This is a genomic window from Streptomyces sp. MCA2 (genome assembly GCF_023544705.1).
GTDB lineage: Bacteria > Actinomycetota > Actinomycetes > Streptomycetales > Streptomycetaceae > Streptomyces > Streptomyces decoyicus.
In genome coordinates this window covers 1-23,026 of the sequence record NZ_JAMJFM010000068.1, presented here as the reverse complement: position 1 = coordinate 23,026, position 23,026 = coordinate 1, and the positions used below count along the sequence as shown (strand labels likewise).

At 71.9% G+C, this 23,026-nt stretch carries 17 protein-coding genes; 12 read left to right on the top strand and 5 right to left on the bottom strand.

What is annotated here, in order from left to right; translation table 11 throughout:
* Position 1 precedes the first annotated feature (1 nt).
* Positions 2-3,061, top strand: a complete 3,060-nt coding sequence (locus M8I34_RS36620) for an FAD-binding and (Fe-S)-binding domain-containing protein (RefSeq protein WP_250057193.1) — start codon at positions 2-4, stop codon at positions 3,059-3,061.
* Between the two features lie 615 nt (positions 3,062-3,676).
* On the opposite strand, the gene M8I34_RS36615 is transcribed toward M8I34_RS36620, so the two are convergent.
* Positions 3,677-4,864: a helix-turn-helix domain-containing protein gene (locus tag M8I34_RS36615; RefSeq protein WP_250057191.1), complete on the bottom strand. Its 1,188-nt coding sequence runs from the start codon at positions 4,862-4,864 to the stop codon at positions 3,677-3,679.
* A 436-nt stretch (positions 4,865-5,300) separates the two neighbouring features.
* Between M8I34_RS36615 and M8I34_RS36610 the strand changes: the two genes are divergently transcribed.
* Positions 5,301-5,549: a hypothetical protein gene (locus M8I34_RS36610; protein WP_250057189.1), complete on the top strand. Its 249-nt coding sequence runs from the start codon at positions 5,301-5,303 to the stop codon at positions 5,547-5,549.
* A gap of 152 nt (positions 5,550-5,701) precedes the next feature.
* On the opposite strand, the gene M8I34_RS36605 is transcribed toward M8I34_RS36610, so the two are convergent.
* Together M8I34_RS36605 and M8I34_RS36600 are read right to left on the bottom strand one after the other, a co-directional pair.
* Positions 5,702-6,553 (bottom strand): Scr1 family TA system antitoxin-like transcriptional regulator, encoded by an 852-nt coding sequence (locus M8I34_RS36605; protein ID WP_250057187.1) that lies wholly within the window; start codon positions 6,551-6,553, stop codon positions 5,702-5,704.
* Positions 6,554-6,566: 13 nt separating this feature from the next.
* The gene (locus tag M8I34_RS36600; RefSeq protein WP_250057185.1) at positions 6,567-7,319 is read right to left on the bottom strand and encodes a DUF6879 family protein; all 753 of its coding nucleotides are present in this window, start codon (positions 7,317-7,319) and stop codon (positions 6,567-6,569) included.
* 871 nt (positions 7,320-8,190) lie between these two features.
* Here M8I34_RS36600 and M8I34_RS36595 point away from each other — a divergent pair.
* Positions 8,191-8,619 (top strand): hypothetical protein, encoded by a 429-nt coding sequence (locus M8I34_RS36595; RefSeq protein ID WP_250057182.1) that lies wholly within the window; start codon positions 8,191-8,193, stop codon positions 8,617-8,619.
* A gap of 54 nt (positions 8,620-8,673) precedes the next feature.
* Here the strand turns inward: M8I34_RS36595 and M8I34_RS36590 are convergent, their stop codons facing one another.
* Positions 8,674-9,285 carry a GPP34 family phosphoprotein gene (locus tag M8I34_RS36590; RefSeq protein ID WP_250057180.1) on the bottom strand — a complete coding sequence of 204 codons (612 nt, stop codon included), beginning with the start codon at positions 9,283-9,285 and terminating at the stop codon, positions 8,674-8,676.
* A 206-nt stretch (positions 9,286-9,491) separates the two neighbouring features.
* Positions 9,492-10,376 (bottom strand): LysR family transcriptional regulator, encoded by an 885-nt coding sequence (locus M8I34_RS36585; protein WP_250057178.1) that lies wholly within the window; start codon positions 10,374-10,376, stop codon positions 9,492-9,494.
* Between the two features lie 180 nt (positions 10,377-10,556).
* Here M8I34_RS36585 and M8I34_RS36580 point away from each other — a divergent pair, with 180 nt between their 5' ends.
* The 9 genes from M8I34_RS36580 (at position 10,557) to M8I34_RS36540 (ending at position 22,647) form a co-directional block, all read left to right on the top strand.
* A complete protein-coding gene (locus tag M8I34_RS36580) occupies positions 10,557-11,444 on the top strand; it encodes an EamA family transporter (RefSeq protein WP_284051213.1) in 888 nt (295 codons plus the stop codon).
* 524 nt (positions 11,445-11,968) lie between these two features.
* A complete protein-coding gene (locus tag M8I34_RS36575; RefSeq protein WP_250057176.1) occupies positions 11,969-12,772 on the top strand; it encodes a TIGR03084 family metal-binding protein in 804 nt (267 codons plus the stop codon).
* Positions 12,773-12,981: 209 nt separating this feature from the next.
* Complete coding sequence (locus M8I34_RS36570) at positions 12,982-14,712, top strand: acyclic terpene utilization AtuA family protein (protein ID WP_374211034.1); 1,731 nt, start codon at positions 12,982-12,984, stop codon at positions 14,710-14,712.
* Complete coding sequence (locus tag M8I34_RS36565) at positions 14,709-16,307, top strand: acyl-CoA carboxylase subunit beta (protein ID WP_250057174.1); 1,599 nt, start codon at positions 14,709-14,711, stop codon at positions 16,305-16,307. Before M8I34_RS36570 ends, M8I34_RS36565 begins: the two co-directional genes overlap by 4 nt.
* Before the next feature lie 7 nt (positions 16,308-16,314).
* Positions 16,315-18,288 carry a biotin carboxylase N-terminal domain-containing protein gene (locus M8I34_RS36560; protein ID WP_250057172.1) on the top strand — a complete coding sequence of 658 codons (1,974 nt, stop codon included), beginning with the start codon at positions 16,315-16,317 and terminating at the stop codon, positions 18,286-18,288.
* A 75-nt stretch (positions 18,289-18,363) separates the two neighbouring features.
* On the top strand, positions 18,364-19,527 hold the full coding sequence (locus M8I34_RS36555) for an acyl-CoA dehydrogenase family protein (protein WP_250057170.1): 1,164 nt from the start codon (positions 18,364-18,366) through the stop codon (positions 19,525-19,527).
* A 143-nt stretch (positions 19,528-19,670) separates the two neighbouring features.
* Entirely contained in the window at positions 19,671-21,260 is a 1,590-nt protein-coding gene (locus M8I34_RS36550; RefSeq protein WP_250057168.1) for a 4-coumarate--CoA ligase family protein, read from the top strand.
* Complete coding sequence (locus tag M8I34_RS36545; RefSeq protein WP_250057166.1) at positions 21,257-22,027, top strand: enoyl-CoA hydratase family protein; 771 nt, start codon at positions 21,257-21,259, stop codon at positions 22,025-22,027. The genes M8I34_RS36550 and M8I34_RS36545 overlap by 4 nt, the downstream gene beginning before the upstream one ends.
* The gene (locus M8I34_RS36540) at positions 22,015-22,647 is read left to right on the top strand and encodes a TetR/AcrR family transcriptional regulator (RefSeq protein WP_244419253.1); all 633 of its coding nucleotides are present in this window, start codon (positions 22,015-22,017) and stop codon (positions 22,645-22,647) included. The genes M8I34_RS36545 and M8I34_RS36540 overlap by 13 nt, the downstream gene beginning before the upstream one ends.
* The last annotated feature ends 379 nt before the right edge of the window (positions 22,648-23,026 follow it).

The following is a 23,026-nucleotide window of genomic DNA, read 5'->3' as shown; positions in this document are numbered from 1 at the left end:
CATGGCTGATCGTACGGAGACGGAGAAGCGGAACCTGGCGGAGGAGTTGGCGGCCGCGGTACGGGGGGAGGTCTCGTTCGCCGCGGCCGACCGGGCACTGATGACGATGGACGCGTCCAATTACCGGCGGGTGCCCAGAGCGGTGGTCGCGCCCAAGGACGCGGAGGACGTCGCGGCGGCGCTGCGGGTGTGCCGGGAGCACGGCGTGCCGGTGGTGCCGCGCGGCGGCGGGACCAGCATCGCCGGGCAGGCGACCGGTGTCGGCGTGGTACTGGACTTCACCCGGCACATGCGGCGGATCGTGTCGCTGGACGCCGCCGCCCGTACCGCCGTCGTCCAGCCCGGCGTCATCCTGGACGACCTGCGGGCGGCGGCCGGAGCGCACGGACTGACCTTCGGCCCCGACCCGTCCACCCACAGCCGCTGCACCCTCGGCGGCATGATCGGCAACAACTCCTGCGGCTCGCACTCGGTGGTCTGGGGCACCACCGCCGACAGCGTCCGCGAGCTGGAGCTGCTGACGTACGGCGGCGAGCAGGTGCGGGCCGGCCGCGGTACGGGCCCCACCGGCGCCCCGACCGGACTGCCCCCGCGGCTGCGGGACGGCGTCAAGGCCCTGGTCGACGCGGAGTTGGCGCTGCTGCGCACCGGCTACCCCGACCTCCCCCGCCGGATCTCCGGCTACGCGCTGGACGCGCTGCTGCCGGAAGCGGGCACCGACCTCGCCCGCGCCCTCACCGGCAGCGAGGGCACCCTCGGCGTACTGACCGAGGCGACCGTACGGCTGGTGGAGACCCCGGAGGCGCGGGCCCTCGCCGTCCTCGGCTACCCCGACGAGAGCGCGGCGGCCGAGGCCGCCCACACCCTGCTGCCGCACCGCCCGATGACCGTCGAGGGGATGGCCGCCGACCTGGTGGGCGACGCGGCCGGACTGCCCAAGGGCGGCGCCTGGCTGTTCGTGGAGATGGGCGGCGCGAGCCGCGGTGAAGCGGCGGCGCGGGCCGAGGCGCTCTGCCGGGCGGCGGCCGCGGACGGCGCCACCGACCACACCCTCGTCACGGACCCGGCCGACCAGCGCACCCTGTGGCGGATCCGCGAGGACGCCTCCGGCACCGCGACCCGGATGCCCGACGGCTCGGAGGCCTGGCCCGGCTGGGAGGACTGCGCCGTACCGCCCGCCCGGCTCGGCCCGTATCTGCGGGACTTCCGCGCCCTGCTGACCCAGCACGGCCTGCGGGGCACCCCCTACGGGCACTTCGGCGACGGCTGCATCCATGTCCGTATCGACTTCGACCTGCTGACCGCGCCCGGCATCCGACGCTTCCGGGAGTTCTCCTACGACCTGGGCGAGCTGGTGGTGGCGCACGGCGGTTCGCTCTCCGGCGAGCACGGCGACGGCCAGGCCCGCGCCGAACTGCTCCCGAAGATGTACGGCCCGGAGCTCGTCGGCCTCTTCGATCGCTTCAAGTCGCTCTGGGACCCGGCCGCCGGGCTCAACCCCGGCATGCTCGTCCGCCCCGCCCGGCTCGACGAGAACCTCCGCTTCGAGGTGCTGCCCGAGCGCCCGGTCCCGGTCGAGTTCGGCTATCCGCACGACAACGGCGACTTCTCCGCGGCCGTACGACGTTGTGTCGGCGTCGCCAAGTGCCGTAATACCGCGACCGGTCCGGGCTCGACGGACGTCATGTGCCCGTCCTTCCGCGCCACCGGGGAGGAGCAGCACTCCACCCGCGGCCGGGCCCGTCTGCTGCACGAGATGCTGGCCGGCGAGGTGATCACGGACGGCTGGCAGTCGCCAGAGGTGCGTGACGCCCTCGACCTCTGCCTGTCCTGCAAGGGCTGTCGCAGCGACTGCCCCGTAGGGGTCGACATGGCCACCTACAAGGCGGAGTTCCTGCACCACCACTACGAGGGCCGGCGGCGCCCCGCCGCGCACTACTCGATGGGCCGCCTCCCCCAGTGGCTGCACGCCGCGGCCCCCGCCGCACCCGCCCTCAACGTCCTCGCCCGTACACCGCTGGCCGCCGTCGGCAAACGCCTCGGCGGGATCGCGCCCGAGCGCCCGATCCCCGAACTGGCCACCGAGACCTTCACCCGCTGGTGGTGGCGCCGCAGGAAGACGGGGGCCGGCGGGGGGCCTTCGGAGGCGGTCGTTGGGGCACGTTCGGAGGTGGCTGACGGGGCACGTTCGGAGGCGGCCCACGGGGCACCTTCCGAGGCGGCCCACGAGCCCCCGCCCGGCCGCACGGTCATCCTCTGGCCCGACACCTTCACCAACCACCTCTCCCCGGAGGTCGGCCGGTCCGCCGTACGTGTCCTGGAAGCCGCCGGACTGCGTCCCCTCCTGCCGCCGACCGCGCCCCTGCGCCCGGCCGGGGCCCCTCCGCTGCCGCGCCGCCACCGCCCCCTGTGCTGCGGCCTGACCTATGTCTCCACCGGCCAGCTCGACCAGGCCCGCGCGGTGATGCGCCGCACGGTCGACATCCTGAGCCCGCTGCTGCGGGACGGCCACCCCCTGGTCGTCCTGGAACCGAGCTGCGCCGCCGCCCTGCGCACGGACCTGCCGGAACTCCTGGCCGACGATCCCCGGGCCGCCCAACTGGCCAATGCGGTGCGCACCTTCGCGCAGGCCCTGGAGGAGCTGGCACCTGACTGGCAGCCCCCACGCATCGACCGCCCCGTCGCCGGCCAGACCCACTGCCACCAGCACGCGGTCCTCGGCGACGCGGCCGACCGCCGCCTGCGCGAACGCGCCGGCCTCACCGGCCCGCTGACCGGCGGCTGCTGCGGCCTGGCCGGCAACTTCGGCTTCGAGCGCGGCCACTACGAGGTCTCGGTGGCCTGCGCCGAGGACCAACTCCTGCCCGCCGTAAGGGATTCCACCGAGGAAACGGAGATCCTCGCGGACGGCTTCTCCTGCCGCACCCAGCTCGACCAGCTGGGCGACCGGCCGGGTCGTCATCTGGCGGAGGTGCTGGCGGAGGCGTTGGGGGAGCCGGGGGAGGTGGGGCGGTCGGGAGAGCCGGGGGAGTCGGGAGAGCCGGGACCCCTTGGCGCGTAGCGGGAAGGCACACCAGTCTGTACGGGGCCGGTGCGCGCCCGCGAGGTGCGCGCCGGGGGGCACGCACCGGTGCGTAACCGGCCTGGACGGACGGGAGTGCGTGCATCCGCAGGCCGCTTCCGTGGCGGCGTCGGCGGGGTGAGGGCAGGTGCGGCGGGAACACTGACAGAACTGACAGAACTGACAGAACTGGCAGAACTGGCAGAACTGACAGAACTAGCAGAACTAGCAGAGCTGGTAGAGCTGGCAGAACTGACAGAGCAGGTGAGAAGTCGACCGGCGGGCCTGTGCGGTCGGCGCGGAAGGGCAGCGCAGCGAACGGGCGTGTTCGAACTCCGCGCCCTACCCGATCCAGGGGCGCCGTGAGGTTCTGGGGGCGACGTGCGGAATTTTGACCTCAAGGCGGAAGCGGAAATGCGGCTGCACTCCGACCGACTGGCCGAGGAACTGGCGCGTGAGCGCAGCGAGAGGCCCACGACAGCCGCGGACGACACTCAAGGATCCGGACCGGCTGACGGGCCGTCCACGGCGGGGACGGCGGGGACGGCGGATGCCGCCGCCGACGACGACAGATAGGGCGTGGGTGTCTCGGAGGCCCGTCCGGACGTGGTCGGCTCAGTCCGGGCCGTTGGTCTGCGGAATCAGATCAACGAGGAAACGCTGGGCCGGCTCGGCACCGCAGGGTTCTTGGACGGCCTCGGCTCCGGCTTCGGTCGCACCGTCGCGGATGCCCAGGCACAGGTCGGTCCGCGCACGCCGCAGGCGGTAGCCCTGGGCGGTGGGGCTGAAACGCTCGATCCGGAAGAGCTGGGCGTCCTTGTCGCTCTGGCAGTTCTCCTGCGGCTCCACGAGCCCTTGGGCCGGGCCGCTGTCGAGGATGGTGAGGCATCCCATGACCTTCTCCACCGGGTGTTCCCACTTGATGGCGGTCAGGTCGCCGGTGGCGGGCTGGAGGAACGTGCGCGGACCCGGCTCGGTACACGGCCGCTGGACCGCCACCTCGGAACGGTACCGTCCGGAACGCTCCCGCCCTGCCGTCAGGCACAGCCCGGCCGGCCGCACGGGGCGGATACGGGCCCAGCTCCCAGCGGACCTCACGGCAAGGACCTCCGGAAGCCGAGCGCGGGCGGCATCCGTCGCGCGGGTCGCGCGGGACTGTGACGTCGTCAGAACACCGGCCAGCAGGAGTCCCGTCACGGCGGCACCCGCCAGCACCGCAACGCCCACCAGGACCAAGGGCCGTCTCCGCAGCCCCGATTTCGCTAGCCCCGCTTTCGCTGCCTGCCCGGCGTGAGGCGCGAGGGCGGATCCGGCAACCGGCGGGGGCATCTGCCGCTCGTGGGACGGGGTGCTGTCGCCGTCACTGTCGACGTCAGTGCCGCTGCCGCTGCCGCTGCCGCTGCCGCTGTCGGTATCGCCGTCCGGGCCAGCGCAAGTACCAGTGCTGGTGGCGGGGTTGGCGTTGACGTCTGTCAGGCCGGCATGGGCCGGGCCGGTATCGGTCGGGCCCGTATCAGCGATGGGGACCGCGCAGGCCAGGCGTTTCCAAGCTCCCGTCCACTCCGCCAACCGGTCCTGTTCGCCGCAGGCGCGAACCAAAGCGGCCACCAGATCGGGGCGTGGCAGGGTCTGTTTGCGGAGGATGTCGGCGACGGTGCTGCGCGGCAGGACGTCGCCGCGGTCCGCCGCCCGGCTCTCCAGCTGCCGAAGAGTCAGTCCGGAACGGGCCTTGAGCGCCCGCAACGCCGCCATGAACTCCTCGGCGCTGCGTAAGTCGGCGGGGTGCAGGGAATCGTCATCCACCCGCTCAGAGTTAGCGCACAGGTGGAATAAGGGCAACGGGGCCTGTCCGGCCCACCGGACGGCGCCCCTTGCCGGCTTGATGACCAGGGGAAACGCCGCCGGACTGTCCGGGACAGCAGGAGTGCTTGCCACGCTCAGCCGGCTGCGGCAAAGCTGAGTGACGCGAGAACGAGCCCGGTGGCGTGACCACGAAGCGCGGTCACGCCGGCCTGGTAGCTAGCAGTTCCGTAAGACGGCGGCGCGGCAGCAGGACCTGCACGCTCCGCGCAAAACCTCAGCGCCGCCCTCGTCAAACAGGCCCCTGAGCCGTTGCCGAACCCGGTGAGCACGTCCCGCGGCACAGCACAAACGCCAACGCCCGGTCCCGGTTCACCACTCCGCAGCTCAGCAAGGTTCTGGAAGTTCGTCCCCATTCATCCGAGCCAAGGAGAACACCATGCGCGTACGTCTGCTGCTCACCGGAATAGCTGTCGGGGCCACCGTGCTGGCGGGCGCCGCCACCGCACAGGCTGCTCCCGTGCCCGCCCAGACCGCCACGACGCCGATCGCGGCCGGGCACTGGAAGTACGACGGCACGTACTCCGAGTCCGCCTGCTACTCGCTGGTGGCGTCCTACGCCGGCCCGGCCTACTGCACCCCTAGGGGTGGCAACAACCGGTACGCCCTCTACATCTGGGTGGAATAGGCATCACGGTCCGATCCGGGTCCGGCCCTTCGTTCCGTCAGAAGGACCGGACCCGCACCGCGTCGGCATCTCCGCGTTCCTCCGCCGACCAGGCTCCGCAGGGCCCGTCGTCTGGCAGCCGGTGTGCATCCTTGTGAATTCAATATTGGGCGTCATGGGCAATAGAGCGACCGACGTGCTCTGTTGATCACGTTCTGTGCCTCGACGCCGTAGACGGCAGACTCCCGGAGCGTGTTCCAGACCTTCAAGTACGTCGCGACGTTGTGAGCGTCGTCCAGCCACAGCTCCGCGTGCCAGTCCTCAGTGATCGCCAACCGGTCGTCGAGGACGCAGAATCCGTTGGCCGGGGCGAGCTTCAGCGGCGCCCCGAAGGGAACGATGCCCAGCGAGATGCTGTCCATGCCGATGACTCCAGAGAGTCGGTCGAGCTGGGCAGCAAGTACGGAGGGTGGGCAGATGAGAGCGTGGAGAGCTGCTTCCCACATCACGACGTGGAGCTTCTTTCCCGATTCGTAAAGCCATTCCTGTCGCTTCATCCTTGCTTTCACCGCTTCGTCTGCATCCGGCTTCGATTGCTGGAACTCCGCGTAACGAATGAAGACGTGGCGCGCATAATCGGCCGTCTGCAACATGCCTGCGATGATGGCCTCCTCCCATATGTGAAGGACCTTGGACCGTGCCACTTCCGCGTTCCAGGTCTGTTGCACAGGAAGGTGGCCGGACGCCAATTGCCGACGCCACGAACGGATATGGGATTCGAAACCCGCCAGGCGAGCGAGTAGTTCGGCTGTAGCCTCCGGATGGCCCGTCGCCTCGGCCCACGCTCGCACATCTTCGGCGGTGGCCGTCTGGTTTCCGTTCTCCAGCTTGTAAATCTTGGAGTGGACGCAGCCGAGGCGGGCGGCCAGCTGGGGACCGGTGAGCTTGCCCGTCGGACAGAATTCCCGTAGTTCTCGGAGTCTGGCCCCAAGGGCGATCCGGGCTTGCTGATAGTCGGTGCTCACCGGTTCACACTCACTACTCTGCGGCAGACACCTCCGCCGCGAACGTCTCATACGGGATGGCGTGATGCCATGGGGCGTCACGCACCTGGCAGTACCGGACGACCTCAGCCGGTTCGGTGATCAGCTCGACGTTCAGAAGAACGTCAGCGTCGTCGAAGTTCAGCAGGGCGACCAATCGGGAGTCAAAGATCCAGAAATCTTCGGCAGGAAGGCGCAGGCGTTCCGCGTCGGCGCGCCACAGATTGCGTACGTCCTCGCCTGTGGCGGCGTTGCACTGTGAGTAGCCGAGAAGGTAGAGCTGACCGCTCGTCGGGGGGTTGTCGACAATGCGCACCCGTCCGATGTGCTTGCCGGCCGTCGTCTGCGCGTGGATGTTCGTGCACCATGCGCCATCCAGGTCCCACGTCACGGTGCCCGTATCGAGGAACTTCCGGTAATCCTCGTCTTCCTGGTCAGAGGCGTAGCCGCGGCGGGTTTCGAGGTGCCATGCCGAATGCTCGAAGGCTTCGAAGAGCTTGCGGAACTGCTGCTGATCGATGATTTCAGGCACGCGATCGGTCTCCTTCGGACCCCAGTTCACTAGCAGTTCGCGAGGAACGACGACCGCGGAATCCCCCGGGCTGAAGTGCTGGAGCTGTTCAACGTCTAAGGCGTCGCTGAGCGGCGCTCCCTGGACGATGATCTCGCTCGTTTCCAGGTCCTCGTGCAGAGCGGGACAACTGCCGTGCTTGCTGTCCGTGCCCCTGAAACGCAGTCGTCGTGCCATGGCTGTCTCCCTCGTGCCGGGGGTGCGAGCCTTCAGCATCACCGGGCCTCGGATCCCCGCACCACAGCTTGCACTCGGTCGTGTGAGAACAGGCGAGAACATTCGGCCATTCTTCGAGAACATCGGAGAACATTGCGTGGTGGCGTCTTCTCCCGCTCCCTAACGTCCTGCTCATGACCGCACCCCCCACACACACACAGCAGTGACGGGACCTGTGAAGGCAACCGAATGAGCACTTCCGCGAGCGCGTCCACGGCGCATAGGTGCCCCGAGTGCGACGACCTGGAGCGCGGCCGGAGGCAGGCCGCGGCGGCCCGGGATCTCAGCAGGGTGACCGACTTCAACGTTCTCATCGCCCGGCATCGCGCGAGGCACCAGCCGACGCCGTGAAGGGGCGGGGGAGCCGCACCACGCCTACGGCTTGAACGAGCTGTGGCTCCGGATGGCCCGTAGCCGACGCGATTGCTGAAGCGGCCCGTTGGCAGGACGGCGTTCCGTCACACCCACGGCGGCTCCACGAAAAAACTCCCGCCCCGGCCGTCATTCCCTGGCAGGACACGGCCGGAGCGGGCGGGCCCAGAAGGGGGCCCTCGCATGTGCACGACGGCGCGTGGACCGACCGCGCGCCGACAGCGCACCTGAGGAGAGCACCATGCGATACCGCCTCGATCCGGTCAAGTACGGCGGCGACGAGGACGACAAGCAGGGCGATAACCAGGGCGGCAGTCCCAACGGAGGCTGTGGCGACGGCCAAGGGTGCGGCCGCCAGTAGTCCGTGGACCGGGCGGCCCTCGTGCCTCGGCTGGGTGGGGGCCGCCCGTTCGGCGCAGTTCAAGCACCGCGTTCGCACCATGCCGCACCAGGGAGAGAGATGGCCGGGCTCCACCACCACGCCTACGTCTGGCTCGGTAGCGCCGATGTCCTCGTGAAGCCGGGCGACGCTCACCGGCGTCCGAACCACCCGGAGTTCCGCTCCGCCCAGGTGATGCCGCTGGAGTGCGCGGACTGGCTGCTGAAGCCGGCTTCACGGATCGAGACGACGTTCGACGAGCCGAAGGAGGGGGCCGACTGGTATGCGGGGCAACTCGCTCAGTACGCCGGGCTGTTCGTCGGTTCGTACGCGGGGGACGTGCCGTACGAGGAGACCGTGCGGGCGCTGTCGGCCGGTGAGGACCGGGTCGGCGGATGGTGGGTGAGCGGTGGTCGTTTCCTCTCGCTCAGTCTGATCGCGTGCAGTCCGCACCGTGTGCGGCTGGATTACGCATGCCCGGTTGTGCATGTCCGGGGCGGTAGTGCGTGAGACGGCCGGGGCGGTCGTCGGGCAGACCGGACGTGGCCGTTCGTTCGTGCGGCGTCATCCGTCCGGGCCGCGCCAGATGTTGCTGAAGGCCTCCTCGTCGATGGCCCGTCGTTGGCGTTCGATTCCCAGCTCTCGCACTGAGTCATGGACGGCGGCGAGCACGGTGGCCACCGCCTCGTCGGCCACGTCCGGAGGGTTGTCCGTCCGCTCGCCGCGGAGTCCGAGGGCCGTGACGAGGGAGACGAGGACGGGCTCGCCCGAGGTCCAGCGGTCCGCCGCCTCGCGGCGAGCGGGTGTATCGGCCAGGGTCAACTCACCGGTCCGGAAGCGCATCCAGCGGCGGCGGGGCTGAGTGAGCTGCCCTTCCGCCTCAAGGGCGGCGAGATAGGCCGTGGCCAGGCCGCGGCCCCGGCGCCACAGCCAGTCGCCGACCGACTCGTAGGGCGGCTGTTGGTCGAGCGACGACGCGGCTTCGTCCATGAGGCGATCCGCGACGGACGGCCGGTAGCCCGGCACGATGCGTTCGCCGTCCAGGCTGACGGCTTGCGCCGCCAGGAGGTCGATCAGCTCGGCTCCGGCGAGCGCGAGCGACAGGTCACCGCGCTCCACCGTGCGGCTGGACTCCACGTCCATGGCAACGAACAACAGGTCCCGCGGTGTGGTCATGAAGGACTCCACGTCAGGGGCGTCAGGGCGTCAGGGCGTCAGGAGCGATGCGTCGCTGAGCAACCGGCCCGGCATCCGGTGTGACGCCGAGCGGCACCGGGTGGGCCTCTCCTCCCGTCGGTGCGCGTTTCCTCCTACGAGCTTATGGAGCGAAGGCGGCACCTGCATCCCACACCGGACCCGGGCGCAGTGGGTGACGTGCTTGCTCAGCGGGTGCGCGGTGGGGCTCCGCCCGTGCCTCTCCCCATGACTTCGTGAGCCAGGGTGATCAGGTCCGGGATACGGGGGTGGCCGGGGCTGTCGCGCCAGGCGATGACCACGGGGACGGCCGGGGCGTCGGTCAGGGGGACGTAGGCCATCGACGGGTGGGGGTGCATTTCGGCGGTGGCGGAGGTGGTGACGCCCACGGCGCGGCCGCCGGTGATGGCGGCGAGCCAGTCGTCGGTGTTGCCGATGGTGATCGTCGAGGAGGGGCGGTCCGAGGCGGGCCACAGGTCGAGGGTGGTGGTGCCGGAGACGGTGTTGAGGGCGATGGTGCGGCCGGTCAGCTCGGTGAGGGAGAGGGTGGTGCGGTGGGCGAGCGGGTCGTCGGCGGGGAGGCCGGCGACCCTGGGCTCGGTGGTGAGCTGCTCGGTGATCAGGCCGGGGGCGCGGACCTCGCCGCGCAGCAGGGCGGCGTCCACGTCGCCGCGGGCGAGGCCGGCCGTGCGGTCGTCGATGCGGAGGAGTTCGAGCGGGGTTTCCGGGTGCTCCTCGTGCCAGCGGCGCAGCAGGGCGGTGGTGTCCGTACCGGCGGCCGACCAGGCGTGGCCCAGGCGCAGGGGCCAGGCGGTGTGGTGTGTGTGGCCGAGTGCCCGGTCGAAGGCGGTCACCGCGATCGCGGCCTGGTCGCGGAAGGAGAGGCCGTCGGCGGTGAGCGCGAGGTGGTGGGTGGAGCGGTCGACGAGGTGGATGCCCATTTCCTGTTCCAGCTGGCGCAGGGTGCGGGAGACGGCCGGCTGGGTCAGATGCAGGCGCTCGGCGGCGCGGGTGATGCTCAGGGTGTCGGCGATGGCGAGAAAGCAGCGGAAATGACGCAGCTCGATGCTCATGCGTGCGGAGCATAACAACAGGGGAAAAGGCATTTCACGGACCGGAAGAAGGCCCCGTAGCGTGGTGGCGTGAACGCTTCGCCCGAGAGCCCCGATGGCCGTATCCCTGCCCCTCCCGTCCAGACCGTGCCGGCCGGTGACGGGGGAATTCCGCATCCCGTCCCGCCCTCGCCCGAGGTACTGACGGCCGAGGCCCAGGCCGGGACCCCCGGGCCGGCGGGTGCGCGCGGGCGGATCGTGTCGGTGGCGCTGGTCATCGGCGGGATCGTCTCGCTGCAATTCGGCTCGTCGGTGGCGGTGCTGCTGTTCCCGCGGGCCGGTGCGCTGGGCGTGGTCACGCTGCGGCTGGTCGTCGCCTCGTTGGTGCTGCTGATCGTCTGCCGTCCCAGACTGCGGGGCCATTCGCGGGGCGACTGGGCCACGGTGCTCGCCTTCGGCGTCGCGCTGGCCGGTATGAACTCGCTCTTCTACCAGGCGATCGACCGCATTCCGCTGGGTGCCGCGGTCACCTTGGAGTTCCTCGGGCCGCTGATCCTGTCGGTGGCGACCTCACGCAGGCTGCTGAGTCTGGTGTGGGCGGCGCTGGCGCTGGGTGGCGTGGTGCTGCTGGGACGCGAGGGGTTCGACGGGCTCAACCTCACCGGAGCCGCGTTCGCGCTGGCGGCCGGTGGCCTGTGGGCCGCGTACATCCTGCTCTCCGCCCGTACGGGGCAGCGCTTCCCGCAGGCGGACGGGCTGGCGCTGGCGATGACCGTCGCGGCGCTGCTCAGCCTGCCGTTCGGCATCGTCAGCGCGGGCAGCGCCCTGCTCGACCCGGTCACGCTGGGGCTGGGCGCCGCGGTCGCCCTGATGTCGTCCGTCATGCCCTACACCCTGGAACTCCTCGCCCTGCGCAAGCTCCCGGCCTCCGGCTTCGCCGTGATGATGAGCCTGGAGCCGGCCGCCGCGGCCACCGCGGGCTTCCTCGTACTGCACCAGGCACTGGGCTGGGCAGAGGTGCTGGCCATCGGGCTGGTCGTGGTGGCGAGTGTGGGGGCGGTACGGAGCGCGACGGCGGGCTCGCACTGAGGCGAGCGGTGTTGTTCCCTAGGGCGGGCCTTGCGCTGAGGTGAGCCGCGTTGCTCCCTAGGGCGGGCTCGCGCTGAGGTGAGCGGTGTTGTTCCCTAGGGCGGGCCTCGCGGTGAGGTGAGCCGTGTTGCTCCCCACGGCCACACCGCCGCCCGCTGTCGCGCAGCCGTGACGGCACACCCTCATCGCTAGACGGGAACGCACCCTCGCCGGTAGACGGCGCCGCACCCTCGCCCCCCAAGCGGCGGCGCACCCTCCTCCAGGGCGCGCCGCCGACTGCCTCAGGGGCGCGCCGCCGCCTGCCTCATGCGCGTGCCATCGCCTGCCGCACTCGACCGCCCCGCCCCCCGGCGACGCGGCATCGCCTCAGCGGCCATGTCGCAAAGGCGTCGGCGAACAGAAAATCATGCAGGCGTGCTTGATTGTTTCTTGCCGCGCTGCCACTCTCGGACCCGTACCGCACCACAGCACCTGCCAACCTGCCCTGGCCGTCGGCCACATGGGGCCGATGAGGGGAGTGTCGCGTGTCCGATCCCGGCGCCGTACTGGCGGATCTCAGGGCGGAGAGCGAGGAGCTGGACGCGCTGGTCGCCGGGCTGCCGGCCGAGCGCTGGGCGGCCCCGACGCCCGCCGAGGGCTGGACCGTCAGCCATCAGATCGCCCATCTGGCCTGGACCGACCGGCAGGCGCTGCTCTCGGCCACCGACCCGGAGGGGTTCACGCGGGCCGCACAGGAGGCGCTCGCCTCGCCTCTGACCTTCGTCGACGAGGCTGCCGAGGCGGGCGCGAAGGTGGCGCCCGCCGAACTGCTCGCCGGGTGGCGCGACGGCCGCGAGGAGCTGCTGCGGGCGCTCGCCGCACGCCCGACGGGCGAGAAACTGCCCTGGTACGGCCCGCCGATGAGCGTGGCGTCGATGGCCACCGCGCGGCTGATGGAGACCTGGGCGCACGGGCAGGACGTCGCCGATGCGCTGGGTGCCGTCCGGCTCCCCACCGCCCGGCTGCGGCATATCGCCCGGATCGGCGTGCGGACCCGCAACTTCGCCTATGCGACGCATCAACTCACCCCGCCCGACGAGGAGTTCCGTGTCGAGCTGCGGGCGCCGGACGGCACGGTGTGGGAGTACGGGCCGCCGGACGCCCCGCAGCGGGTGACCGGTGAGGCGCTGGAGTTCTGCCTGCTGGTGACCCAGCGGGCGCACCGTGCCGACCTGCCGTCCCTGCGGGCGGAAGGGGCGGACGCGGACCGGTGGCTGGGGATCGCCCAGGCCTTCGCGGGCCCGCCGGGGAAGGGCCGTGAGCAGTCGGGGAAGGGCGCCGCCTCGTGAGCGACGGCAGCCCCGCACGCGCCACGCGCCCCAGCAACAGCACCACGCCCTCACGCCCGATCGGCAGCCCCGCACGCGCCACGCGCCCCAGCAACAGCACCACGCCCTCACGCCCGATCGGCAGCCCCGCACGCGCCACGCGCCCCATCGACAGCACCACGCCCCTCCGCGGCACGCACCCCATCGAAAGCACCGCACCCCCACATCCCATCGACAGCACCGCACCCCCACGCCCCATAGGATCCGACCCCGCCACCCTCCGTATCGGCAACGCCTCCGGTTTCTACGGCGACCGCTTCGATGCGCTGCGCGAGATGCTCACCGGCGGCCCCCTGGATGTCCTGACCGGCGACTATCTCGCCGAGCTGACCATGCTGATCCTCGGCCGGGACCGTCTGAAGGACCCCAGCCGCGGCTACGCCAAGACCTTTCTGCGGCAGCTGGAGGACGGGCTAGGGCTGGCCGTCGAGCGCGGTGTGCGGATCGTCACCAACGCGGGCGGGCTGAATCCGGCCGGACTCGCCGATGCCGTACGGGAGTTGGCGGACAAGGTCGGGGTGTCCGTTCGTGTGGCGCATGTGGAAGGCGATGATCTGCTGGCACGCGGGGGGTGGGGCGAAGGCGTGCTGACCGCCAATGCCTACCTGGGCGGCGGGGGGATCGCGGCGTGTCTGCGGGCCGGGGCCGATGTGGTGGTGACCGGGCGGGTCACCGATGCCGCGCTGGTCAGCGGCGCGGCCCAGGCGCACTTCGGCTGGCGGCCCGAGGATCTGGACCAGCTGGCCGGGGCGGTGGTCGCCGGGCATGTCCTGGAATGCGGCACCCAGGCGACGGGCGGCAACTACTCCTTCTTCGGTGATCACGACCTGCTGCGGCCCGGCTTCCCGCTCGCCGAGATCGCCGCCGACGGCAGCTCGGTGATCACCAAACATCCGGGCACCGGCGGCGCGGTCACCACCGGCACGGTCACCGCTCAGCTGCTGTACGAGACGTCCGGTGCCCGCTACGCCGGGCCGGATGTGACGGCGCGGCTGGACACCGTGCGGCTGACGGAGGAGGGGCCGGACCGGGTCCGGATCGACGGGGTGCGCGGCGAGGCGCCGCCGCCGACCCTCAAGACCGGGCTGACCCGCCTCGGCGGCTGGCGCAACGAGGTCACCTTCGTCCTGACCGGGCTGGAGGTAACGGCCAAGGCCGTGCTGGTCCGCCGGCAGATGGAGGCGGCCTTCGACGCGGCGGGGAACCGCCCCGCCGAGGTGCGCTGGACGCTGGCCCGCACCGACCGGGGCGACGCGGACGTCCAGGAGGAGGCGAGCGCACTGCTGCGGCTGGTGGTGCGGGACGCCGACCAGGACGCGGTGGGGCGGGTGGTCAGCGGCGCCGCGATCGAACTGGCGCTGGCCAGTTACCCCGGCTTCCATGTCACCGCGCCGCCCGGTAAGGGCACCCCCTACGGGGTCTTCGAGGCGGTGGCGGTGGACGCGGCCGAGGTGCCGCATCGGGCCGTACTGGCCGACGGAACCCGGGTCAGCAGTCAACCGCCTCGCAATACAAGGGAGTTGGAGAGGCTGTCCGATCCGTCGCTCCCCGAGCCGCTGCCCGCCGGAGCCACCCGGCGCGGGCCCCTCGGCCGGGTCGCCGGCGCCCGCAGCGGCGACAAGGGCGGCTCGGCGAACGTCGGGGTGTGGGCCCGTACCGACCAGGCCTGGCGGTGGCTGGCGCACGAGCTGACCGTCGAGCGGTTCAGGCAACTGCTGCCGGAGACCGCCGGTCTGCCCGTCGACCGGCACGTACTGCCGAATCTGCGCGCGCTCAACTTCGTCGTCGACGGGCTGCTCGGCGAGGGCGTCGCGGCCCAGGCCCGGTTCGATCCGCAGGCCAAGGCCGTGGGGGAGTGGCTGCGCGCGCGGCACATGGACATACCGGAGGTGTTGTGGTGACCGTGCTCGCAACCGGGCTCGACCCGGCGGGTGCCGAGTACGCGGAGCGTCGTGCGGCGATGCTCGCGAAGCTCGCGGAGGTCGAGGCCGAACATGCGAAGGCGACCGCGGGCGGCGGGGAGAAGTACGTCGCCCGGCACCGGGGGCGCGGCAAGCTGCTCGCCCGGGAGCGGATCGAGCTGCTCCTCGACCCCGATACGCCGTTCCTGGAGCTGTCGCCGCTCGCGGCCTGGGGCAGCGACTATCAGGTCGGTGCCTCGCTGGTCACCGGCATCGGCACGGTCGCGGGCGTGGAGTGCCTGATCACCGCCAACGACCCGACGGTGCGCGGCGGCGCCAGCAACCCCTGGACGCTGAAGAAGGCGCTGCGGGCCAATGAGATCGCGTTCGCCAACCGGCTGCCGGTGATCTCGCTCGTCGAGTCCGGCGGCGCCGATCTGCCCAGCCAGAAGGAGATCTTCATCCCGGGCGGGGCGCTGTTCAAGGACCTCACCCGGCTGTCCGCGGCCGGCATCCCGACCGTCGCCGTGGTCTTCGGCAACTCGACGGCGGGCGGCGCGTACGTCCCCGGGATGTCCGACCACGTGATCATGGTCAAGGAGCGCGCGAAGGTGTTCCTGGGCGGGCCGCCGCTGGTGAAGATGGCGACCGGCGAGGAGAGCGACGACGAGTCGCTGGGCGGCGCCGAGATGCACGCCCGCACCTCCGGGCTCGCGGACTACTTCGCGGTGGACGAGCCGGACGCGCTGCGCCAGGCCCGGCGGGTGGTCGCCCGCCTCAACTGGCGCAAGGCGCAGGACGATCCGGCCCCGGCGGCGCCGCCGAAGTACGACGAGGACGAACTGCTCGGCATCGTCCCCGGCGACCTCAAGGCGCCGTTCGACCCGCGCGAGGTCATCGCCCGGATCGTGGACGGCTCGGACTTCGACGAGTTCAAACCGCTCTACGGGCCGAGCCTGGCGACCGGCTGGGCCGAACTGCACGGCTACCCGGTCGGCATCCTCGCCAACGCCCAGGGCGTGCTGTTCAGCGAGGAGTCCCAGAAGGCCGCCCAGTTCATCCAGCTGGCCAACCAGCGCGACATCCCGCTGCTCTTCCTCCACAACACCACCGGCTACATGGTCGGCAAGGAGTACGAGCAGGGCGGCATCATCAAACACGGCGCGATGATGATCAACGCGGTGTCGAACTCGAAGGTCCCGCACCTGTCCGTCCTCATGGGCGCCTCCTACGGCGCCGGGCACTACGGCATGTGCGGCCGCGCCTTCGACCCCCGTTTCCTGTTCGCCTGGCCGAGCGCCAAGTCCGCCGTCATGGGCCCGCAGCAGCTGGCCGGGGTGCTCTCGATCGTCGCCCGCGCGTCGGCCGCCGCCAAGGGACAGCCGTACGACGACGAGGCGGACGCCGGGCTGCGCGCCATGGTCGAGCAGCAGATCGAGTCGGAGTCGCTGCCGATGTTCCTGTCGGGGCGCCTCTACGACGACGGCGTCATCGACCCGCGCGACACCCGAACCGTCCTCGGCCTGTGCCTGTCCGCCCTCCACAACGCCCCGGTCGAGGGCGCGCGGGGCGGCTTCGGCATCTTCCGGATGTGAGGCAGAAGTGATCCGTTCCGTACTTGTCGCCAACCGCGGCGAAATAGCCCGGCGGGTCTTCCGCACGTGCCGTGAGCTGGGCATCTCCACCGTCGCCGTGCACTCGGACGCGGATGCGGGCGCACCGCACGTCCGCGAGGCGGACACCGCCGTACGGCTCCCCGGCGACGCCCCGGCCGACACCTACCTGCGTGGCGATCTGCTGGTGCGGGCAGCGCGGGCCGCCGGAGCCGACGCGGTCCACCCCGGCTACGGCTTCCTCTCCGAGAACGCCGCTTTCGCCGCGGCGGTGGCCGAAGCGGGCCTGGCCTGGATCGGGCCGCCGCCCGCCGCCATCGAGGCCATGGCGTCCAAGACGCGGGCCAAGGAGCTGATGGCGGGGGCCGGAGTGCCGCTGCTGGCCCCCGTCGACCCCGGGCGGGCCACCGAGGCCGATCTGCCGCTGCTGGTGAAGGCGGCGGCGGGCGGGGGCGGCCGCGGTATGCGGGTGGTCAGTGAACTGGCCGCCCTGGAAGTGGAGTTGAAGGCGGCGGCGGCCGAGGCGGCCTCCGCGTTCGGGGACGGGGAGGTGTTCGTCGAGCCGTACGTCGTGGGCGGGCGCCATGTCGAGGTGCAGATCCTCGCCGACGCCCACGGGACGGTCTGGACGCTCGGCACCCGCGACTGCTCCCTCCAGCGCCGCCACCAGAAGGTCATCGAGGAGGCCCCGGCCCCCGGTCTCTCCGACGCGCTGCGCGGCACCCTCCACCGGGCCGCGGAGCAGGCCGCCCGCGCCATCGGCTACCGCGGCGCGGGCACCGTGGAGTTCCTGGTCTCCGCGGACGGCCGGGCGTACTTCCTGGAGATGAACACCCGCCTCCAGGTCGAGCACCCGGTCACCGAGGCGGTCTTCGGCCTCGACCTGGTCGCCCTCCAGCTGACCGTCGCCGAGGGCCGCCCCCTGGACGCCGAACCGCCGCGGCCGCACGGCCATGCGGTCGAGGCGCGGCTGTACGCGGAGGACCCGGCGGCCGGCTGGCAGCCGCAGACCGGCACCCTGCACCGGCTGGCGCTGCCCGACGGCGTCCGCCTGGACTCCGGGGTGACCGACGGCGACACCATCGGCGTCCACTACGACCCGATGCTGGCCAAGGTCATCGCCTGGGCGCCGAGCCGGGACGAGGCCGTGCGGAAGCTGGCGGGCGCCCTGGAGCGGGCCCGTATCCACGGCCCCGTCACCAACCGCGAGCTGCTCGTACGGTCCCTGCGCCACCCGGAGTTCACCGACCCCGGCGCGCTGGACACCGGCTTCTACGACCGCAACCTCCCCGCGCTGACCGAGGCCGCCGCCGACGGGGCGGGCGTCTTCGCGCTCGCCGCGGCCCTCGCCGACGCACACGGCCGCTCCCGCTTCGGCGGCTTCCGCAACGTCCCCTCCGGGCCCCAGGTCAAGACCTACGCCTGCGCCGGCACCGAGTACGCGATCCGCTACCGGCTCGGCCGGGACGAACTGTCGGCCGAGGGCTTCCCGGGCGTACGGCTGCTCGCTCTCGGTCCGGACGAGGTGGTGCTCGAAGTCGACGGACTACGGCGGCAGTTCGCGGTCGCCCGCTACGGCGACCGCGTCCATGTCGACGCGCCCCCCGCGCCCGGCGGGGGCACCACCGCACCCGCCTCCTGCGCGTTCACCGCACTGCCCCGCTTCCCCGATCCCACCGCCCGTACGGAGCCCGGCTCGCTGCTGGCGCCGATGCCCGGCACGGTCGTCCGGGTCGCGGAGGGCCTCACCGAGGGCGCCCGGGTGGCGGCGGGGCAGCCGCTGCTGTGGCTGGAGGCGATGAAGATGGAACACAAGATCACCGCACCGGCCGCCGGCACCCTCACCGCACTGCCCGTCGGCCCGGGGCAGCAGGTCGAGGTGGGGGCCCTGCTGGCCGTCGTGGCCGAGCCGGCCCCGGCCGAGGAGACCGTGACCGAGGAGGCCGTGGCGGACGCGGGCTGATCCCGGCCCGGCCGGCCTCCTCCGTACGCGCACCACCCGCACCTCACCCACCGCACACAAGGAGCCGTGACCGCCATGAGCAACCCTGTGATCGAGACCGAGGAACACCGCGCCCTGCGCGACGCCGTCGCCGCGCTCGGCAAGCGCTACGGCCGGGAGTACTTCGCCCGCGTCGTGGCCGAGGGCGCACACACCGACGAACTCTGGGCGGAGGCCGCCAAACTCGGCTACCTCGGCGTCAACCTCCCCGAGGAGTACGGCGGCGGAGGCGGCGGCATCGTCGAACTCTCCATGGTGCTGGAGGAGCTGGGCGCGGCCGGCTGTCCGCTGCTGATGCTGGTCGTCTCGCCCGCCATCTGCGGCACGGTCATCGCCCGGTTCGGCACCGAGGAGCAGAAGCGGGCCTGGCTCCCGGGCCTCGCCGACGGCTCCCGCAAGATGGCCTTCGGCATCACCGAACCGGACGCCGGTTCCAACTCGCACCGCATCACGACCACCGCCCGCAAGGACGGCGGGGACTGGGTCCTCAACGGCCGCAAGGTGTTCATCTCGGGTGTCGACATCGCCGACGCCACCCTGATCGTCGGCCGCACCGAGGACGACCGCACCGGCCGCCTCAAGCCCTGCCTGTTCATCGTCCCGCGCGAGACCCCCGGCTTCGGCCGCAGCCCGATAGCGATGGAACTCGCCGCCCCGGAGAAGCAGTTCGAGCTGACCCTGGACGAGGTCCGGCTGCCCGCCGACGCGCTGGTCGGCGACGAGGACGCCGGGCTCCTCCAGCTCTTCGCGGGGCTCAACCCGGAGCGGATCATGACCGCCGCGTTCGCCCTGGGGATGGGCCGCTACGCGCTCGGCCGGGCCCTCGACTACGCCCGTACCCGCCAGGTGTGGAAGGAGCCCATCGGCGCCCACCAGGCCCTCGCCCATCCGCTGGCCCAGGCCCATATCGAGCTGGAACTGGCCCGGTTGATGATGCAGAAGGCGGCCCATCTCTACGACGCGGGTGACGACATGGGTGCGGGCGAGGCCGCCAACATGGCCAAGTACGCGGCGGCCGAGGCCGCGGTCCACGCCGTCGACCAGGCCGTCCACACCCTCGGCGGCAACGGCCTCACCCAGGAGTACGGCCTCGCCTCGATGGTCACCGCCGCCCGGGTGGCGAGGATCGCGCCGGTCAGCCGCGAGATGATCCTCAACTTTGTCTCGCACCAGACGCTGGGGCTCCCCAAGTCGTACTGAACACGCCATGCTGCCCGTGCCGGCCGACGCCTGTCCGGCCGGCCGGACGGACGGCCGCACCGCCGCCGGACCTGCACCACTCGCACCGCCCGCCGGACCAGCACCGCCCCGCCGCACCCACCGCCGAAGGGAAAGGCCCAGGCATGGTGTTCCACGTGTTCCACAGCGAGTACGCCGACGTCGCGCCCGTAGAACTCCCGATCCACGAGGCCGTCCTCGGCCGGGCGGCGGAGTACGGCGACCGGCCCGCCCTGGTCGACGGCCTCGACGGCACCACCCTCGGCTACGACCGTCTTGACCACTTCAGCCACCGCCTCGCCGCCGCCCTTGCGGCGACCGGCGTCCGCAAGGGCGACGTCCTGGCCCTGCACAGCCCGAACAGCGTCCTCTTCCCCGTCGTGTTCTACGCCGCCTCGCGCTGCGGGGCAGCGGTCACCACCGTCCATCCACTGGCCACCGAGGGCGAGTTCGCCAAGCAGCTGGCCGACTCCGGGGCCCGCTGGATCGTGACCGTATCGGCGCTGCTGGACACCGCACGCGCCGCCGCACAGCAGGCCGGCCAGATCGCCGAGATCCTCGTCTGCGACCGGGCCGAGGGCCACCGCTCCGTACAGGACCTCCTCGCCTGCACCGACCCGGAACCGTCCGTCACCCTCGACCCGGCCGAGGACGTGGCCGTACTGCCCTACTCCTCCGGCACCACCGGCACCCCCAAGGGCGTGATGCTCACCCACCGCAGCATCGCCACCAACCTCGCCCAGCTCACCCCGCTCGTCACCAACGGCCCCGACGACCGGGTGCTGGCCGTGCTGCCGTTCTTCCACATCTACGGGCTGACCGCCCTGATGAACGCCCCGCTGCGCAACGGCGCCACCGTCGTGGTGCTGCCCCGCTTCGACCTGCGGCAGTTCCTCGCCGCGATCGAGGAACACCGCATCACCGCCGTCTACGTCGCACCCCCGATCGTCCTCGCCCTCGCCAAACACCCCCTGGTCGCCGACTACGACCTCTCCACCCTGCGCTACCTCGTCTCCGCCGCCGCGCCCCTCGACGCCGAACTGGCCGCCGCCTGCTCCCGGCGGCTCGGCCTGCCGCCGGTGCTCCAGGCCTACGGGATGACCGAGCTGTCCCCGGGCACCCATTGCGTCCCCCTCGACGCCCCGAACCCGCCGCCGGGCGCCGTCGGCAAGCTGATCCCCAACACCGAGATGCGCCTGGTGTCCCTGGCGACCGGCGAGGACGTGGCGCCGGGGGAGAGCGGCGAGATCCTCATCCGCGGCCCGCAGGTCATGAAGGGGTATCTGGGACGGCCCGCCGAAACCGACGCGATGATCGACCCCGACGGCTGGCTGCACACCGGCGACATCGGCCGGGCGGACGACGACGGCTGGCTGTATGTCGTCGACCGCGTCAAGGAGTTGATCAAATACAAGGGCTACCAGGTCGCCCCCGCCGATCTCGAAGCGCTGCTGCTCGGGCACGACGCGATCGCCGACGCGGCGGTCATCGGTGTCGTGGATGCGGACGGCAACGAGGTGCCCAAGGCGTTCGTGGTCCGGCAGCGGGGGGCCCGCCTGAGCGAGGACGAGGTCATCGCGTACGTTGCCGGGCAGGTCGCCCCGTACAAGAAGGTGCGCCGCGTGGAGTTCCTGGACAGCGTGCCGCGCGCCACCACCGGAAAGATCCTGCGGCGCGAACTGCGCGCCAGGGAAAGGAGTTCGACGGCCCGATGACCGATGCACCCGCGACACCCCTCGTGCCGCGTTCCCACGAACACGGCATCACCACCCTCACCCTGGACTCCCCGCACAACCGCAACGCCCTGTCCGCCCGCCTGGTCGCCGAACTGCACGAGGCGCTCGCGGACGCCGCGGCCGACGACGCCACCCGCGCCGTCGTCCTCACCCACACCGGCGGCACGTTCTGCGCGGGCGCGGACCTCTCCGAGGCCACCTCGGGCACGGCGAAGGATGGCCCGCTGGGACTGGCCCGGCTGCTCCGCGCCCTCGTGGAACTGCCCAAACCGGTCGTCGCCCGGGTCACCGGACACGTCCGCGCCGGCGGCCTCGGCCTGCTCGGCGCCTGCGACATCTCCGCGGCCGGACCGGACACCACCTTCGCGTTCACCGAGGCCCGCCTCGGCCTCGCCCCCGCCGTCATCTCGCTGCCGCTGCTGCCGCGGCTCGACCCCCGCGCCGCGGCCCGCTACTACCTGACCGGCGAGAAGTTCGGCCCGGCCGAGGCGGCCAGGATCGGCCTGGTCACGCTCGCGGCCGACGACGTCGACACCGGCCTCGCCCCCGTACTGGACGGGCTGCGCAAGGGCTCCCCACAGGGCCTGGCCGAGTCGAAGAAGCTGGTCACCGCCGAGGTGCTGGCCGCCTTCGACCGCGACACCGAGGCGCTCGCCGAACAGTCCGCCCGGCTGTTCGGCTCCGCAGAGGCCCGCGAGGGCATGACCGCTTTCCTGGAACGGCGGGCCCCGGCATGGGCGCGCTGACCCCCGCCCGCGGCCCCAAACAGCCCCAGCAGGAACGCAGCCGCGCCACCCGCCTCAAACTGCTGGAGGCCGCCGTCTCCTGTCTGGCGGAACGCGGCTGGAGCGGCAGCACGGTCTCCGTGGTCGCCGAGCGGGCAGGGGTCTCCCGGGGCGCCGCCCAGCACCACTTCCGCACCCGCGAGGACCTCTTCACGGCGGCCGTCGAACATGTCGCGGAGAAGCGCCAGGGCGCGGTCAAGGCCGTCGCCCACAACCTGCCGCCGGCCGGTTCCGTCGCCCGCACCTGGATCATCGTCGAGGAGCTGGTCGGCCTCTATACGGGGCCGCTGTTCCGCGCCGCGCTGCATCTGTGGGTGGCCGCCTCCGACGAGGACCAGCTGCGTGACCGGGTCACCGCCCTGGAGGCCCGCGTCGGCCGGGAGGCCCACCGCACGGCCGTGACCTTGCTGGACGCCGACGAGGCGGTGCCCGGCGTCCGGGAGACGGTCCAGGGACTGCTGGACATGGCCCGGGGCTTGGGGCTCGCCAACCTGCTGACCGATGACTCGGCCCGCCGCGACCGGGTCGTCGAACAATGGTCGAAGATCATCGACTCACAACTCAGCGGTTCGGCCGCGTAACGGTCTTCTTCCTACGTTTTTGGCTGTCCCGCCGTGGTGGTTGTTCGCCGTTGCCCGTCCGCTGCGCTTTGCGTGCGGCCCACGTTTTTGGCTGTCCCGCCGTGGTTGGTTGTTCGCCGTTGCGCCTGCGGCGGGCGGGGTCGCTGCGCGGGGCTGTCGGGTGCGGTGCCGCTCCTCCGGACTTCGTCCTGCGGCGCGTCCCCTCCCGTTGAGGGATGGGGGAAGGCCGGTGGGGGTGCACGTAGGCGGTCCGGTGCGCCTTGTGGATCACATGGAAACGCGCACGTCGGTGGCCCGCCCCCACTCGCTTTTACTTTCTCCACTCACGGGAGGGGACGGGCCGGAGGGGCCGGTGTGTGGGACGTAAAGCGAAGCAGTC

Excerpts from the sequence above, each read along its gene's own strand:
- M8I34_RS36620 (WP_250057193.1), top strand. The coding sequence starts at position 2 with ATGGCTGATCGTACGGAGACGGAGAAGCGGAACCTGGCGGAGGAGTTG.
- M8I34_RS36610 (WP_250057189.1), top strand. The coding sequence starts at position 5,301 with ATGCGCGTACGTCTGCTGCTCACCGGAATAGCTGTCGGGGCCACCGTG.
- M8I34_RS36600 (WP_250057185.1), bottom strand. The coding sequence starts at position 7,319 with ATGGCACGACGACTGCGTTTCAGGGGCACGGACAGCAAGCACGGCAGT.
- M8I34_RS36595 (WP_250057182.1), top strand. The coding sequence starts at position 8,191 with ATGGCCGGGCTCCACCACCACGCCTACGTCTGGCTCGGTAGCGCCGAT.
- M8I34_RS36590 (WP_250057180.1), bottom strand. The coding sequence starts at position 9,285 with ATGACCACACCGCGGGACCTGTTGTTCGTTGCCATGGACGTGGAGTCC.
- M8I34_RS36585 (WP_250057178.1), bottom strand. The coding sequence starts at position 10,376 with ATGAGCATCGAGCTGCGTCATTTCCGCTGCTTTCTCGCCATCGCCGAC.
- M8I34_RS36555 (WP_250057170.1), top strand. The coding sequence starts at position 18,364 with ATGAGCAACCCTGTGATCGAGACCGAGGAACACCGCGCCCTGCGCGAC.
- M8I34_RS36550 (WP_250057168.1), top strand. The coding sequence starts at position 19,671 with ATGGTGTTCCACGTGTTCCACAGCGAGTACGCCGACGTCGCGCCCGTA.
- M8I34_RS36545 (WP_250057166.1), top strand. The coding sequence starts at position 21,257 with ATGACCGATGCACCCGCGACACCCCTCGTGCCGCGTTCCCACGAACAC.
- M8I34_RS36540 (WP_244419253.1), top strand. The coding sequence starts at position 22,015 with ATGGGCGCGCTGACCCCCGCCCGCGGCCCCAAACAGCCCCAGCAGGAA.